The organism is Acinetobacter sp. LoGeW2-3, assembly GCF_002688565.1.
In the GTDB taxonomy this organism is placed as follows: Bacteria; Pseudomonadota; Gammaproteobacteria; order Pseudomonadales; family Moraxellaceae; genus Acinetobacter.
The window spans coordinates 2048689-2063475 of sequence record NZ_CP024011.1 but is presented as its reverse complement, the minus strand read 5'-3'; the positions used below and the strand labels follow the sequence as shown (position 1 = coordinate 2063475).

At 40.8% G+C, this 14787-nt stretch carries 17 protein-coding genes; 9 read left to right on the top strand and 8 right to left on the bottom strand.

What is annotated here, in order from left to right; all coding sequences use genetic code 11:
• Positions 1–165: 165 nt before the first annotated feature.
• Positions 166–891 (bottom strand): ornithine uptake porin CarO, encoded by a 726-nt coding sequence (gene carO, locus BS636_RS09905; RefSeq protein WP_099338602.1) that lies wholly within the window; start codon positions 889–891, stop codon positions 166–168.
• 378 nt (positions 892–1269) lie between these two features.
• Between carO and dapD the strand changes: the two genes are divergently transcribed.
• The 5 genes from dapD (at position 1270) to BS636_RS09880 (ending at position 4590) form a co-directional block, all read left to right on the top strand.
• Entirely contained in the window at positions 1270–2091 is an 822-nt protein-coding gene (dapD, locus tag BS636_RS09900; protein WP_099338601.1) for a 2,3,4,5-tetrahydropyridine-2,6-dicarboxylate N-succinyltransferase, read from the top strand.
• Between the two features lie 124 nt (positions 2092–2215).
• A complete protein-coding gene (gene queE, locus BS636_RS09895) occupies positions 2216–2926 on the top strand; it encodes a 7-carboxy-7-deazaguanine synthase QueE (RefSeq protein ID WP_099338600.1) in 711 nt (236 codons plus the stop codon).
• Positions 2927–2956: 30 nt separating this feature from the next.
• The gene (gene queC, locus BS636_RS09890) at positions 2957–3625 is read left to right on the top strand and encodes a 7-cyano-7-deazaguanine synthase QueC (RefSeq protein ID WP_099338599.1); all 669 of its coding nucleotides are present in this window, start codon (positions 2957–2959) and stop codon (positions 3623–3625) included.
• A 16-nt stretch (positions 3626–3641) separates the two neighbouring features.
• Positions 3642–4049: a hypothetical protein gene (locus tag BS636_RS09885; protein WP_099338598.1), complete on the top strand. Its 408-nt coding sequence runs from the start codon at positions 3642–3644 to the stop codon at positions 4047–4049.
• Between the two features lie 82 nt (positions 4050–4131).
• Positions 4132–4590 carry a peroxiredoxin gene (locus tag BS636_RS09880; protein WP_099338597.1) on the top strand — a complete coding sequence of 153 codons (459 nt, stop codon included), beginning with the start codon at positions 4132–4134 and terminating at the stop codon, positions 4588–4590.
• Positions 4591–4639: 49 nt separating this feature from the next.
• Here the strand turns inward: BS636_RS09880 and BS636_RS09875 are convergent, their stop codons facing one another.
• On the bottom strand, positions 4640–5245 hold the full coding sequence (locus tag BS636_RS09875; RefSeq protein ID WP_099338596.1) for a LysE/ArgO family amino acid transporter: 606 nt from the start codon (positions 5243–5245) through the stop codon (positions 4640–4642).
• Positions 5246–5353: 108 nt separating this feature from the next.
• On the opposite strand from BS636_RS09875, the gene BS636_RS09870 reads away from it, so the two are divergent.
• Positions 5354–6259 carry a LysR family transcriptional regulator ArgP gene (locus BS636_RS09870; RefSeq protein WP_099338595.1) on the top strand — a complete coding sequence of 302 codons (906 nt, stop codon included), beginning with the start codon at positions 5354–5356 and terminating at the stop codon, positions 6257–6259.
• A 35-nt stretch (positions 6260–6294) separates the two neighbouring features.
• Here BS636_RS09870 and BS636_RS09865 read toward each other — a convergent pair whose 3' ends face one another.
• Positions 6295–6855 carry a YceI family protein gene (locus BS636_RS09865; protein ID WP_099339643.1) on the bottom strand — a complete coding sequence of 187 codons (561 nt, stop codon included), beginning with the start codon at positions 6853–6855 and terminating at the stop codon, positions 6295–6297.
• A 47-nt stretch (positions 6856–6902) separates the two neighbouring features.
• Entirely contained in the window at positions 6903–7472 is a 570-nt protein-coding gene (locus BS636_RS09860) for a nicotinate-nicotinamide nucleotide adenylyltransferase (RefSeq protein WP_099338594.1), read from the bottom strand.
• A 101-nt stretch (positions 7473–7573) separates the two neighbouring features.
• On the opposite strand from BS636_RS09860, the gene BS636_RS09855 reads away from it, so the two are divergent.
• Complete coding sequence (locus BS636_RS09855; RefSeq protein ID WP_099338593.1) at positions 7574–8374, top strand: enoyl-CoA hydratase; 801 nt, start codon at positions 7574–7576, stop codon at positions 8372–8374.
• A 73-nt stretch (positions 8375–8447) separates the two neighbouring features.
• Positions 8448–9242 (top strand): nitroreductase family protein, encoded by a 795-nt coding sequence (locus tag BS636_RS09850; protein WP_099338592.1) that lies wholly within the window; start codon positions 8448–8450, stop codon positions 9240–9242.
• A gap of 239 nt (positions 9243–9481) precedes the next feature.
• Here the strand turns inward: BS636_RS09850 and BS636_RS09845 are convergent, their stop codons facing one another.
• From BS636_RS09845 to BS636_RS09835, 3 genes are all read right to left on the bottom strand, one after another.
• Entirely contained in the window at positions 9482–10951 is a 1470-nt protein-coding gene (locus tag BS636_RS09845; RefSeq protein WP_099338591.1) for a carotenoid oxygenase family protein, read from the bottom strand.
• 148 nt (positions 10952–11099) lie between these two features.
• Positions 11100–11417 carry an NGG1p interacting factor NIF3 gene (locus BS636_RS09840; protein WP_099338590.1) on the bottom strand — a complete coding sequence of 106 codons (318 nt, stop codon included), beginning with the start codon at positions 11415–11417 and terminating at the stop codon, positions 11100–11102.
• A 17-nt stretch (positions 11418–11434) separates the two neighbouring features.
• Entirely contained in the window at positions 11435–12316 is an 882-nt protein-coding gene (locus BS636_RS09835) for a LysR substrate-binding domain-containing protein (RefSeq protein ID WP_099338589.1), read from the bottom strand.
• Positions 12317–12487: 171 nt separating this feature from the next.
• Between BS636_RS09835 and BS636_RS09830 the strand changes: the two genes are divergently transcribed.
• On the top strand, positions 12488–14230 hold the full coding sequence (locus BS636_RS09830) for an FAD-dependent monooxygenase (protein WP_099338588.1): 1743 nt from the start codon (positions 12488–12490) through the stop codon (positions 14228–14230).
• A gap of 32 nt (positions 14231–14262) precedes the next feature.
• Here BS636_RS09830 and BS636_RS09825 read toward each other — a convergent pair whose 3' ends face one another.
• Positions 14263–14766, bottom strand: a complete 504-nt coding sequence (locus BS636_RS09825; protein ID WP_099338587.1) for a hypothetical protein — start codon at positions 14764–14766, stop codon at positions 14263–14265.
• Positions 14767–14787 lie beyond the last annotated feature (21 nt).

Here is a 14787-nt window from a genome sequence, read left to right as displayed (position 1 = left end):
TGCTGTCTTTGCATGGAAAGCATAGCTTTAATATCTGCATATTAAGAACCTTTCAAATTTATAACTTGATTTATTAAAGTAAAATTAGATACATAAATTAAGCTAATGATTTATTAATAGAAATAACAAAAACGAGCCGGAGCTCGTTTTTTTATGAATATAGGATTAGAAGCGGAAGCTAACGCCTAGCTTCGCTACTGGTAACCATTCATATTTATTATCATTACGAATTTTATCTCTCTCTTCATCAATCGCATCTGTAATTGGACGACCATTTACACTTACTGCATCCTGACTGCCTGTATTATATAAATCTACAGTAGGGTTACCGTTATAATATGCACCAATTTCACCAAATACTCCCCAACGGTTGGTAATTGCTGGGGAGAACCCAATGCCGATATAAGGTGCTATATTGTTTTTATAAGATAAATTACCTACCACATCCCCTACATCTGCACCAAATGTTGAACCATCGATTCTGATTTCACCATCCGTACCAGGACGTCCACGTAGGCCATACTCATTATCAATATAAGCCACGCCAGCAGCCATATAGAACCAGTTCGCCCATGGACGGATTTCAGCATTTAAATATGTAAGATTGTTATCCATATCCAAGTCATATGTTGTGCCATTAACTGATAAATCATCTGACCAGGAAATCTCACCACCGTTATAACCTAAGGTTACACCTACATAGGGATTCGCACTCCATGAGATTGCACCCCCATAACCAGTCGTACCGATCTCAGCACGAACAGATGCTGGTTTAAAGAAAGAGAATTCAGCCACACCTTCATCGGTTACAATGACTTCATCGGCTGCCATGACGGAGGTGGTTGCCGCAGCAAGTACCGACAGCGCAAAATATTTAGCAAAAGTTTTCATCTGTGTCTCCTCAAAAAAATTATTTTTAACGTTTTTACTCTTCGTTATGCCTGCATCTTAATTCACAATCTGATCACTCTTTATTCAAGTTTTGCTGAGTTTATGTAAACTTTTGATACATTTGATGCCTTTTATATGATTTTCATGAGGTTTTTTGCACACCTATCCTAATTAGATGCTTTTAATGAGAATTTTCTGAATATTGCCTAAATCATGCACTATATAAATGAAAATATTCATTAATTTTTAAATGAAACTTGACACATCACTTTTCTCCATAATTCGTAGGAATTAATTTCACTATAAGTTATGTTTTCCATCTAATCTTTGCTCAATATAGTGTAAAATCTTGGAAATTTTTTTTCTGGAAGGAAGATCATGTCTCAGCTTTCAACAATCATTGAACAAGCGTTTGAAGACCGTGCGAATTTCACAGCAGCGGATTGTCCTGCTGAAGTTCGTCAAGCAGTTGAGGAAGTAATTGCTGGCCTGGACAATGGCTCTCTACGTGTAGCTGAAAAAATCGATGGTGAATGGGTTGTTCATCAATGGATTAAGAAAGCTGTATTGTTATCTTTCAAACTGAATGACAACAAACCAATGGAAGCATGTGATCTTCGCTTCTATGACAAAGTAGATACTAAATTTGGCGACTGGACTGAAGAACAGTTTAAAGCTGCTGGTGTACGTGTTGTACCACCTGCTGTAGCTCGTAAAGGTTCTTTCCAAGCGAAAAACGTAGTATTGATGCCATCTTATGTGAACATCGGTGCTTATGTTGACGAAGGCACCATGGTTGATACATGGGCAACTGTAGGTTCATGTGCCCAAATTGGTAAAAACGTTCACCTGTCAGGTGGTGTAGGCATCGGTGGTGTTCTTGAGCCACTTCAAGCCAACCCAACCATCATTGAGGACAACTGCTTCATCGGTGCACGTTCTGAAATCGTAGAAGGCGTGATCGTAGAAGAAGGTTCTGTGATTTCTATGGGCGTATTCATTGGTCAGTCTACCAAGATTTATGACCGTGAAACTGGTGAAATCCACTACGGCCGTGTACCTGCAGGCTCTGTAGTTGTATCTGGTAGCCTTCCTTCTAAATGCGGTAAATACAGCCTGTATGCTGCTGTGATCGTGAAAAAAGTTGACGCAAAAACTCGTGCGAAAACTAGCTTGAACGATCTGTTACGTGAAGACTAAGTCTTAACTTTTTAGGAACTTAATGTTCCTCAGAGCTTTAGTCGCTCTTCGTCTCTACGGTCAGTCATGATCGTAGGGATTTTTATTTTTATACCCTGTTCTTTCTTCCCTGGTTAATTTTGTTATGAGTACGCTTCGATCTTCCGCTATCCCTGTTTCTGATCCGTCTGCGGGTTTACGCATCACGGAGATCTTTTATTCATTACAAGGTGAAGCTAATACCGCAGGTCTGCCTACGGTTTTTATCCGTCTGACCGGTTGTCCACTGCGTTGTACTTATTGCGATACCACCTATTCGTTTGAAGGTGGTGAACGTAAATCCTTAGATGAAATTATTCAAACCGCAGTCAACTTTAAAACACCTTATATCTGTGTGACTGGTGGTGAACCACTGGCACAACCGAACGCACTACCATTGATGCAACGTCTGGCCGATGCAGGCTGTGAAGTTTCCTTAGAAACCAGCGGAGCACTGGATGTTTCTAAGGTAGACCCTCGTGTGTCAAAAGTATTAGACTTAAAAACCCCAACTTCTGGTGAAGTTGCACGAAATTTGCTTTCCAATCTCGACCATTTAAGCCAACACGATCAGATCAAGTTCGTGATCTGTAATCGTGAAGACTATGAATGGTCTAGACAGCAGGTAGAACAGTACCAACTGAATGAAAAAGTTAGTACGGTCTGGTTCTCACCTGCGTTTGAAGTTGAAAAAGGGACAGCGCGTATGCCGCAACTGGCACGTGATCTGGCTCAATGGATTTTAGAAGACCATCTCCCTGTTCGCTTCCAGCTACAGTTACATAAATTGCTGTGGAATGATGAAACTGGTCGTTAATTATTTATCAAATATTTTGGAGATTTAGTTATGCGCCCTCGTGCCATTGTATTGTTATCTGGCGGATTAGACTCAACCACGTGTTTAGCCTGGGCGCAGGCACGCTATGAATGTATTGCCTTAAGTTTTATGTATGGGCAACGTTCAACTACAGAACTTGATGCTGCAAGAGCTTTGACAGCGCGTGCTGGTGTTGAACATCGTGTCATCAATATTGACCTAGGGAATTTGGGTGGCTCTGCCCTGACTGATCACAGTATCGATGTGCCTGATCAACTCCAGGAAGGTATTCCTATCACTTATGTCCCTGCACGTAATACTATTTTCCTATCTTATGCCCTGGCTGCAGCTGAAGTTTTTGGTGCAGAAGCGATTGTGATCGGGATTAATGCTGTTGATTATTCTGGTTATCCTGACTGTCGTCCTGAATTTATTGAAGCCTTTGCCAATATGGCTCGTCTTGCGACCAAGGTCGGCGTAGAAGGTAAACCACTCAAATTTGAAACACCTCTGTTACATTTATCCAAAGCAAATATCATTCGCTTAGGCCTTGATCATGGCGTAGACTATAGCCAAACGGTATCTTGCTACCAGGCAGATGACCAAGGACGTGCCTGTGGTACATGCGACAGCTGTCGTCTGCGTAAACAAGGTTTTGCAGATGCTGGTGTTGAAGATCCGACACGTTATATACCGTAATAACAAGGTAGGGTTTATGAAAAATTTTAAGTCAAATATTGTTCTTTCAGCTTTAGTTTCAGCCGCTGCTATGTTTGCAACTACTGCTCAAGCAGATGATAGCAAACTGCAAAATGCTTACAAAAGCACCAATGTTAAAGCTGCTCTGATCAATGTTTGTAAAGAAGAAACTGGTAAAGGCAAACAGCTGACCAGTTCTGAAGTGAGCAAATACTGTACTTGTGCGGTTGAAGCAGATGGTAAATTAACCAATGCACAAAAATGGGAAATCCAAAGCACTATTAACCAGAAGAAAAGCCCAGCAACTTTAGCTTTTGTGCAAAAACAAAATAAAGACTTGCAGGCATGTTTTGGTCCTCAGTTAACAGGTAAATTAAAAACTTTAACTGAACAGGCTCAAAAAGCTGCTGCTGCCAAGAAATAATTTCTAATTATTCTTTGCATAAATAAGCCACTATAATGTGGCTTATTTTTTTGTAAAAATTACAACAGCAATGGAGTTTTTTATGTCTGAAATCAGCTTGCTTGACCATGCTTTCCCAACTACCACAGGTGAAATCAACCTGGCTCAATGTAATGCAGAATGGTTGATTATTTATTTCTATCCTAAAGACTCGACTCCGGGCTGTACCACTCAGGCTGTAGGCTTTTCTTGCCTAAAAGACCAATTCGATGCACTAAATACGGCAATTCTAGGTGTATCACGTGATTCAGTGAAAGCACATCAAAACTTTACAGAAAAGCAAAATCTGAGCATTAACCTGATCAGTGATAAAGAAGAAGTGCTTTGTAAGCACTTTGACGTGATCAAAGAAAAGAATATGTATGGCAAAAAAGTGATGGGCATTGAGCGCTCTACTTTCATTTTCCATAATGGCAAACTGGTCAAAGAATATCGTAAGGTAAAAGCAGCCGGTCATGCTGAACAGGTTTTAGAAGATCTAAAAGCGCTACAAGCTGATTAAAATCTTTTTTTAATAAAAATGAGTCCATTCAGGGCTCATTTTTTATGGATCAAGCAAAGATCAGGGATAATGCAATTCCCCACATTACTATTGCAATCAGTACATCCAGAATCTGCCAGGCACGTGGACTTTTAAACACACGCAATAATAGCTTTGCTCCATAGCCCAAGCTAAAAAAGAATAAGAATGAAGCAGTCATACTACCCAAAGCAAAATAGGCTTTCATGTCATGAAACTTGACCGAAATAGAACCTAATAGCACCACCGTATCCAGATAGACATGCGGATTTAACCAGGTAAAACCCAGACAGGTCAGACAGGTTTTGATTAAGGAATTGACTGAATTCTCTTGCAGAATCTGTAGAGACTGCCCTGCTTGTATAGCCTGTTTCAAATGTATTACACCATAGACTAGTAAGAATAGTGCGCCAGCATAGCGAGCTAATTGGGTAAACACGTCATGCTGCTGAATCCAGTGACCAAAGCCAAGTACCCCCAGCGCAATCAGAATGGCATCTGATAATGCACAGATCAGACAGACCCAGAATACATGCTGCTGTTTCAGTCCTTGTTTTAATACAAAGGTATTTTGTGCTCCAATGGCAAGGATCAGGCTAAAGCCCATAAACACACCTTGTAGATAAGCATTCCACATTGTGCAAATCTTTCTTAAATTCAGATATGCGCAATTATGCTGTTTCCACTTGTAAATTAAATATAATTAAGAAAATATAAACTTAACTAAAATATTCTTAGGCAATATATGTCACTTAATTCCAAATATTGTGATGCCTTTCTGGCAGTGGCTGAATCTCAAAGTTTTGATGCAGCAGCCAAAATACTAAATGTCACGGCTTCAGCAGTGACCTTAAGAGTACAAAGTCTAGAGAAAGCCTTAGGGCAAGTGCTGATCTTACGCGAACGTCCCTGTAAGGTTACCCGTGCCGGACAGACATTGATGGAACACCTACAACAACAGCGTTTACGTGAACAGCAACTGTTACAGCAATTTTATGGTTTAGATGCTGACGAATTTAATGTACTGCATATTGCGACTAATGCCGATTCATTGGCGACATGGTTACTACCTACTCTGTCTGGAGTTTTACTGAAAGAGAATATCAGTCTGAGATTCCAAGTTGCGGATCAAAGTCAGACCCATATGCTCTTGGAAACTGGAAAAGTGAACGCCTGCATCAGTTCACAGGCTCAAGCCATGAAAGGCTGTCAGGCGCTGTTAATTGGTACGATGAATTATAGAATGGTGGCAACACCTGCATTTATTCAGCGTTGGTTTAGCCAAGGTATCCATCGTGAATCACTGCGGAAGGCACCTGCAATTATTTATAACGGTCAGGATCAGCTGCATAGCGATGTCTTATTGAAGTACTTTGGCTTAACACAGCAAAGCTATCCATTTCATTATATTCCCTCTTCAACTGCTTTTGCCGAAGCAGTCTTTGCCGGGTTGGGTTATGGACTGGTACCTGATTATCAGATTGCTGATCGAATACAGCAAAATAGACTGGTAGAAATTCTTCCCGAATGCAGAACAGATGTGAAGCTATATTGGCATCACTGGAAACAGCAGTCTCCAGCCTTAAAACAACTTACGCAAGTTATTTTGGAACAGGCAGAACAGCATTTAAATTATCCTGTTTCAGGCTAGGCTGCTTGCCATATCCCAAGAAATGAAAAGCTAAATTATGAGGCTTTCCACTGTCCAGTCAGATGAATATTGACCTTTTCACCCACACCAGCAGTCGCTTTTTTCATACCGAAATCTGAACGGTTAATCACGGTGGTTGATTTCACATCGAGTAGATTAGGATTGCTTTTATTTGGTGTTAATGTGGTGTCAAATACCACCGGACGCGTTACACCACGCAAGGTCAGATTACCCAATACCTGATAACGGTTAGTTCCATTTGGCTTAAACTGGGTACTTTTAAAATTTACAGTTTTGTAACGTGAAGCATCAAACAAATCCTCACCCATAATCATATTCTTCAGGCTTGGCTTGGACACCTCCAAGCTATCTACCTGCATGGTAAATTCAGTTGAGGCCTGTTCTGGTTTTTGTGAATCAAACTGCATGGTCGCTTTGAACTGCTGAAAATTCCCTTTCACCACAGTCAAACCTAATGAATTGATGCTAAAACCTATATTACTTTTAGGCGTCAAGCTCCAGCTGGCATAAGCTGCCGACATACATGCTACTGAAAGGCATCCTGCATAGATTATATTTTTTAGGATTAGATTCATCATGTTGTTTCCTAACAATCAAATGAACTCATCACCTTAAAACAGATTTAGTTCAGATTGGTTTTATCATTGGTTTCAAACTTGTGTGCCAATTGTTGATAAATCTCAGTATTTTTAAACTTATGTAAAAACTCACTGGTTCCCAAAGGAAAGGCTGATTCTATCACTTCACCGCGATAATACGCTTCACGTAATGGAGTTGCGGATATGGCACCGACCAAACTATCTAGTTCCACCATTTCCCATTCCGGGAACAGTTTTAAATAGTAAGAAGATTCATCTTTAAAGTGACCAATCAGACCAACTTTAGCATTTAACTCTGCTACTTCAGCAACCAGTAATTTCACCAGTTTTTGCCATTTTTCATCATTGTAGACATCAATCACATGTACGAATTTAATGCGCTTTTGATCTGCTTCGGAAAAATTCGATAGGATCATTTCTTCACGTTCAGCGGCTAGAAAAGGGTTTTTGATATTACGTTCGTGCTGCGCTGATCCTAGCGCCAAAATCACCTGCTGGCTTTGCTGCAAAGCAATTTTAATGGTTTGCATATGCGCCAGATGAAATGGCTGGAAACGACCAATAAAAACCAGATAATCAAATTTATATTTCATAGCACATCTAACTTTTATGAACGCATCAGTTATGCCGTATAGAAATTTTTACGACATAATAAGCGTCAATAAATTCATATTAATAAAGCAAGGATAGTACGATGACACTGAGCTGTATTCAACAACCGCATCAGCATTTAAATGCGAATTTAGATAATGGCGTACTGACCTTAGCCATTAATCGCCCTGAAGCTAAAAATGCCCTCTACGGCGAGTTATATCTATGGATAGCCCAGGCGCTGGATGAAGCGGATCAGGACAACAGTGTTCGTGTGGTGATTCTACGTGGTCAAGACGCAGACTTTAGTGCCGGCAATGACATGCAGGACTTCATGAAGTTTATTCAGACGCCTCTACAAGGTAAGGCTGGCGATACCCCTCCTTTTGTCCTGTTGAAGTCTGCTGCAAAATTTTCCAAGCCTTTAATTGCTGCCGTTCGTGGTGTTGCGATTGGGATCGGGGTAACGATTCTGCTGCATGCTGATCTGGTTTATAGTGACAATACTGCCCTGTTCCAGATTCCATTCGTCAGTCTGGGTCTGTCGCCTGAAGGTGCTTCTAGCAAGCTGCTAGTACAACAGGCTGGCTATCACAAAGCCGCTGAACTGCTACTGACAGCTCAAAGATTTAATAGTGAAAAAGCACTGAGTGCTGGTTTGGTGAATAGTATTGAAGAAGATGTGTATGTTACCGCACAGAAACAGGCACAAACTTTGGCTGCTTTACCACTTGCCTCTATCAAACAGACTAAAGCGCTGATGAAGCATAATCTGGCTGAAATTATCGAGTGTATTGATGATGAAGCTGAGATCTTTATGAAGCGTGTCGGTTCACCTGAAATGACAGAAGCCGTACAGGCGTTTATGCAAAAACGGAAACCTGATTTCACACAATTCAACTAATTCTGAAACTTATCTTTTAATTGAGGCAGTTTAGACTGCCTCAATCTTTTATTTTTTTGAAAGAATCTAGCTTATGACTAATGAAAACTCCCAAACGACTTCACAAACAACCGATAGTGCCAATCCTGAAAAGAAACGTTATTACGAACCTGCTCCTCAGGACATTGATGTAGATAATTTCCGTAAGGTCATCGAAAGTCGCCGTTCAGTGCGTAAATTTACCAAGAAGCCCATTCCAGCCGAAGTACTGGATAATTGTCTAGATCTCGCACTGCTGGCACCAAACTCATCTAATCTGCAACCTTGGACTTTCTATGTGGTGCAAAACCCATCCAAGAAAAAGCGTTTGGTCAAAGCCTGTATGAGCCAGCTGGCTGCTAAAACAGCGTCTGAATTAATTGTCTGTGTAGCACGTACCGACCGTATTGATGAAATGGCGAAATTGAATATTACCGAGTTTCCATTCCCTGAAGCGCCACCAGCAATTAAAAAGTACTATAAGTACATTCCATACAACTACAAGACCGGTTATTTGAATGCCTTTGGTAACTTCAAGAAAGTTGCTTTCAAAGTCGCACGTACACTCGATAAGCAAATGCCGGTTTCTGCATTTAGTCCTGCTGATGCCAAACTTTGGGCTACTAAGACTACGGCGCTGGCCTGTGAGAACCTGGTACTGGCTTTACGTGCCTATGGTTTTGACAGCTGTATGATGGAAGGTTTTGATGAGCCTATGGTTCGTGAAATTCTGGATCTGAATGATCAGCAATATCCAGTGATGGTCATTGGTGCAGGTGAACGTGCGAAAGATGGTGTGTTCTTCCCGCAATATCGTTTTGATCGTGAGTTGTTTATTCAAAAGGTTTAAGCAGCATTTAAAATTTAAATCTTTTATCTGCTATATGATTGGCGACATGGATGTCGCCGTTAGGCAGAGATTCATGGATGAATCTTCTGCCTAACAAAAGATTTTGGTTACCTTACGGCATATATTCCTCATCTCTCAAAGTAACCTCAGTCTACGAACTAATATTAAAACTTCTCATACTTTATGAGGCTATGCCATTTTAGTAACTACAGAATTTTTAAAATTCTTACCTTATTAATTTAAGAATAATTTGCTCTTAATTTCCGATAATTAATCCAGTTACAATGAAACCCAACTGGCACTCGAACCGGCAAATGAATCGTAGCAATCGGCCCTTCAGTAATATGCTGAGCATCCAAAATCACCACTTTGGATGGACTACAATCTAAAGCATGTACATAAGACATTAGCCAGCCATCATTTTCCGCTTGAGCATCTTCACGTGGGACAAAAATCGCCTCACCTGTGACCCAGTTTTCACCAAAGGAATAACTTTCTGTCGTTCGAGTTCTTAAATTAAAACACATCACCGTATTGCTACGAATATGAGTAGGATCATCAAACTCACCAAAGGAAATACTATAAATATAACGGTACTGCCTCCCGGTATAGGCTTCATTGATCCGAGGGAATTCCTGCTTAACATTCGACAAGACCGTCCGCGTAACTTTCCCTGTGCCTTGTTCGAAGATAAAACGCTCCAGACGAATCTCATGATCCTCAATCGGTCCCTGAATCGAGCTAACCAAGGCTTGAGAGTGCACGACTGCATCCATCACTATATCGCCCGTATTTAAGTCATAAGCATTCACGGTATGAAAAATAAAACAAGGATCAATCTCATACCAGCGAATATCAGTGGCCTTACCGCCAAAAGGCAATACGCCAATACGTGCCTGTCGTTTTGAATTCCATTGATATGGCAGCATCGAGCCTGCTAAAGCACTGCGAACCGAGAAATTGACATTCAGATCCAGAATCAACACCTGAGATTTAGTAATGGCACAGTCATGAATCATCGGACCATGTTTCACTGGAATCTCGACGTGATGTTTCAGCTTACCGTACGAATCTATATGCAAATAAAAAACTTTATTTTGACTTAAAGCATCATAACAAACTGCATGAATATCACCTGTTTCAGGATCAACATGCGGATGGGCTGTAAATGGTAGGTCCTTTTCATTTTCAAACAAATGATGGCGTTTTGATTCCAGTTCGCTATTGACTTCAATCGGATAAGCACCTGCTTCGACCAATGCCCAGATCTTTCCTGCAAAATTAATGACATTAGTATTTACAGCATCAGCGACACCGCGTGTTTTACCTGGAATCAGTGGTCGATGCAGTTTCTTCTGAACGCTGGCAGCACCGACATAACTGCTTTTATACCAATGGGCTTCACCACCTTTTAGCCTCAAAGCATGGATCATGCCATCACCTGTAAACCAGTGATAATTTCTCGGATTTTTAACCATGATTGGATTTGGGCCAATCCGCATCAGGGCACCATCCAGCTCTACCGGAATCTGCCCTTCTACCTTAAGTTGGGTCGAAAAATGCTCCTGACGCTGCGGTGCAAATATACCGTCCAGATAAGGATTATCATGAGAATATGGAATACGGTTATGCAGAATTTCTGCACCATATTGAATGGATTTACTGAGCGTACTTTTGAGCATGCTGCTCAGCGGTTTTGGCCACTGCATTGTTATTTCCCTTATTGTATTTTTTATTTGGAGCGTTATGGCAAATCTTATAATAACAAAAGCAGTTTGACTGTTTTTTAAATGTAGACTGACGGCGCGCTAAAGTGAACGTGCCGAGATGAAATAGATTGTAGATAATATTTCGACTTTAGACTTTGATATCCAGTAGCTGAATAAACTCAAAAGCTGGCTCTTCATAAGGATGGCTTCCTTTTAAGGCTTTGGCGACTTCTACCGCCTTTTCATCCGGGACAATCATTTCCACGCGCCATTCTTCAACTTCTTCCAGTTCACCCACTTCTCCAATAAAAGGATCAGCACCTTTTAATGGTTTAAACTGGCCTTTTCCCAAAACCTGCCAGGCACACTCGGCATAATCTCCAATACCACCGGCACCTGTTGCAAATACAGCCTGCTTGGTTTTTTCTAGATGTTCATCTGGTACGTAATAAATTAGTTTAAGCATATATCCCTACAATTTTTTCAAGCATTTACTTTATTGTTAAGGGCTTGAGTAATAATATTCAATGCTGGATTTTGAGAGTTCTTGTTAAATGTTGCATATAGTTCTACCTGGGGTAAAGGTCGATCTGTCTGAATCACTTTCACTTCATCATTCAGGAAACGTAATAAATAATCGGGAGCAAAGCTAAAACCCATGCCCATATTGATCAGGTTAATATGCTGTAGCACATTGGTCGCCCACAACACCTGATCGTGCTTTAGCTGATCAAAAGACATCAATGCATTGAGTCTTTCATAAAATACGGGTGATGCATTCTGATCACACATAATAATCGTATGATTTTTCAGTTCCTGTAATTTTAGTACCCGATCGGTTGGGTGCAAATGCTTGGCTGCAACCAAGTGAATTTGTTCCGTCAATAAATGGATATTTTCAAAATCCGGATGATCCATCTGAAAACGGGTAATACTTAGATCTAGTTCGGCATTTTTTAGACGTTGAAGCTGTTCCAGACAGAACAGGCTATGAAGATGAATTTTTAAATCTGGTATGGTCTTTTTCAGCTTTGCCAAAATATGTGGCATGACTTTTAGTTCGGCAACATTCAGAAAACCAATATGAATCTGGTTATTTTTCTGCTGGGCCACCTGTCGTGCTGATGCAACGGCCAATTTGGCATTTTCCAGAGCTTTTTCTGCATAGGCTAAAAAGGCTCTGCCTTCATCGGTTAACTGTATTTTCCGTGAAGAACGTTCAAACAGGTTAACGCCAACTTCCTGCTCCAGATCTTTAATCTGCTGGCTTAAAGAGGGTTGAGCCGTAAACAGTTTTTCAGCAGCCCTAGTGAAACTCTGCTCCTGCGCCACGGTAATAAAATAACGTAAATGTCGAAGTTCCATAGCCTGCCTGCTTGCCGAAAAAGCCGATATCTTACGAGCTGAATCGAAGTATTGAAAATAAGAATAGTTAGATAGTTTATATGAATACTCGTATATAAGCGCATATTGTTTAACTAGACTTCATTACGAAATATTTTTGCCCAATCTTCACTCATATACATGGAGTCTTGTATGACACAGCATTATGACACTGATGTTCTGGTTATTGGTACTGGTCCTGCTGGTTCAACCTTGGGCTTAGCCTTGGCGAACTATGGTGTAAAGGTCCAGCTCTTTACCCAGTTTAGCTGGTTGGCAAATAGTCCACGTGCGCATATCACTAACCAGCGTGCCATGGAAGTATTGCGTGATCTTGGGATTGAAGAACAGGTCAAGGAAATTGCCACGCCTTGGGATCAGATGGGTGAAAGCCTGATTACTACAAGTCTGGTCGGTGAAGAAATTGCCCGTATGAGTGCTTGGGGTACTGGTGATGAACGTCATGGCGATTATCTTAAAGGCAGTCCATGTCCATTGGTCGATCTGATTCAGCCGAAAATGGAAGCATTACTGGTGAAAAATGCTGGCGAGCGTGGCGCGATTTATAATTTCAACACTGAATACCTGTCGCATGTGCAAGATGAAAATGGTGTAATTGCGACCTTCCTGAACCGAATTACCAATACTGAATTCAATTTAAGAGCCAAATATCTGGTGGGTATGGATGGTGCCAAGTCACGTGTACTGGAACAGCTTGATTTACCGCTTGAAGGCGTGATGGCACGTGCGGGCACAGTGTATGTGACATTTAAAGCTGACCTGACCAAGTACGTACAGCACCGCCCTGCCATTCTGCAATGGATCGTCAATCCTGAAGCCAGCTTTGGCGACTTGGGTATGGGACTATTACGTGCTATTACACCTTGGAATGAATGGATTATGGGTTGGGGTTTTGACATTTCCAAAGGTGAGCCACAAGTCACTGAAGAACAGGTTCGTGCCCGTCTGAATGCCTTTGTCGGTGCTGAAGTCGAAGAAGTCGAGATCCAGAAATTGTCCTACTGGTATGTAAACCAGACCTGGGCAACTGAATATTCTAAAGGCCGTGTGTTCTGTGGCGGTGATGCGGTACACCGTCATCCACCATCCAGTGGTTTAGGTTCTAATACCTGTATGCAGGATGCTTTTAACCTAGGCTGGAAACTGGCCTATGCAGTCAAAGGCTGGGCAGCACCGTCCCTACTCGATTCTTATACAGCTGAACGTGCACCTATAGGTAAGCAAATTGTCGCACGTGCCAATCAATCGCGTTTTGATTATAAATACCTGAAAGAAGTTTTTGGTTTCGATCATGGCATCACGACTCAAAAGCAGATGTTAGAACGAATTTTTGCGGAAGATGAGCAAGGTGCTGAAATTCGCCAGAAACTATTTAAAGCATTAGCTGTCAAAAACTATGAGTTTAATGCTCAAGGCGTAGAGCTGAATCAACGCTATACATCGAATGCAGTCATCAGTGAATCTGAGCCTGAAAGATTTGAACGTGATCAGCAGTTATATCTGCAAGCAACCACGCGTCCAGGTGCCAAAGTACCACATACCTGGTTAATCAATGCTAATGGTCAAAAGCAATCAACTTTGGATATTACAGGTAAAGGCCGTTTTACCCTGCTCACAGGTTTATCAGGTAAAGGCTGGAAACAGGCATCTGAATCATTGAATCTGCCTTATCTGGATGTAATTCAGATTGGTTCACGTGACTACCGTGATGTCTATGGTACCTGGAATGCTAAATCTGAAATCCATGAATCGGGGGCAGTTCTGGTTCGTCCGGATGGTTATGTCGCTTGGCGTTATCAGGACAGTAGTAATGATCAGTTTGATTATGTAAATACGCTAAAAGCGGTGTTAAAGCAAGTTCAGTTGATCGTTTAGGAATCCGAGAAAAGATCACCGCAAGGTGGTCTTTATTTATTCTGATAATATTCTACTTTTCTAGCATGCCTACTAATACTCCCAGCAAAAGAGACACAAACCATACTAGTAAATTCATCTAAAATTTCAAATATATTATCTGAAACCTCTTTTTGATTTTCATAAATTGTTTTTAGATATTTTACTAAAGGTTGCAGATCCTCAATAGTTATTTGAAAGCCAACTCTATGGCTCACCTTATTTCTTAAACTATTCATATATTTTATTGTCGAAATGCAGTCTTTATATTTACCGTGATTCAAAAAATTGGAAATTAGAGCTAATTTGCTATTAAAAGAAAGTTTCGCATTAGTCCATTCTAAATCTTCATATCTAATTTTTAAATACTCATCAATATAATGTTCAATGATCAAATGACATGATAAAAAGTAACCTAACTGTTCATATTTGAGACCTGTCATCCTCTTCCATTCAACACCATTTGAACTAATTTCCCCAACCATTGGGGGCAAACCATATTGTGTTGACTTTTCCATAGTCTCATTCCATTTAAAATT

Bases quoted from the DNA above. Each gene is read 5' to 3' on its own strand.
- carO (WP_099338602.1), bottom strand. From the start codon at position 891: ATGAAAACTTTTGCTAAATATTTTGCGCTGTCGGTACTTGCTGCGGCA.
- dapD (WP_099338601.1), top strand. From the start codon at position 1,270: ATGTCTCAGCTTTCAACAATCATTGAACAAGCGTTTGAAGACCGTGCG.
- queE (WP_099338600.1), top strand. From the start codon at position 2,216: ATGAGTACGCTTCGATCTTCCGCTATCCCTGTTTCTGATCCGTCTGCG.
- queC (WP_099338599.1), top strand. From the start codon at position 2,957: ATGCGCCCTCGTGCCATTGTATTGTTATCTGGCGGATTAGACTCAACC.
- BS636_RS09885 (WP_099338598.1), top strand. From the start codon at position 3,642: ATGAAAAATTTTAAGTCAAATATTGTTCTTTCAGCTTTAGTTTCAGCC.
- BS636_RS09880 (WP_099338597.1), top strand. From the start codon at position 4,132: ATGTCTGAAATCAGCTTGCTTGACCATGCTTTCCCAACTACCACAGGT.
- BS636_RS09875 (WP_099338596.1), bottom strand. From the start codon at position 5,245: ATGTGGAATGCTTATCTACAAGGTGTGTTTATGGGCTTTAGCCTGATC.
- BS636_RS09870 (WP_099338595.1), top strand. From the start codon at position 5,354: ATGTCACTTAATTCCAAATATTGTGATGCCTTTCTGGCAGTGGCTGAA.
- BS636_RS09865 (WP_099339643.1), bottom strand. From the start codon at position 6,855: ATGAATCTAATCCTAAAAAATATAATCTATGCAGGATGCCTTTCAGTA.
- BS636_RS09860 (WP_099338594.1), bottom strand. From the start codon at position 7,472: ATGAAATATAAATTTGATTATCTGGTTTTTATTGGTCGTTTCCAGCCA.
- BS636_RS09855 (WP_099338593.1), top strand. From the start codon at position 7,574: ATGACACTGAGCTGTATTCAACAACCGCATCAGCATTTAAATGCGAAT.
- BS636_RS09850 (WP_099338592.1), top strand. From the start codon at position 8,448: ATGACTAATGAAAACTCCCAAACGACTTCACAAACAACCGATAGTGCC.
- BS636_RS09845 (WP_099338591.1), bottom strand. From the start codon at position 10,951: ATGCAGTGGCCAAAACCGCTGAGCAGCATGCTCAAAAGTACGCTCAGT.
- BS636_RS09840 (WP_099338590.1), bottom strand. From the start codon at position 11,417: ATGCTTAAACTAATTTATTACGTACCAGATGAACATCTAGAAAAAACC.
- BS636_RS09835 (WP_099338589.1), bottom strand. From the start codon at position 12,316: ATGGAACTTCGACATTTACGTTATTTTATTACCGTGGCGCAGGAGCAG.
- BS636_RS09830 (WP_099338588.1), top strand. From the start codon at position 12,488: ATGACACAGCATTATGACACTGATGTTCTGGTTATTGGTACTGGTCCT.
- BS636_RS09825 (WP_099338587.1), bottom strand. From the start codon at position 14,766: ATGGAAAAGTCAACACAATATGGTTTGCCCCCAATGGTTGGGGAAATT.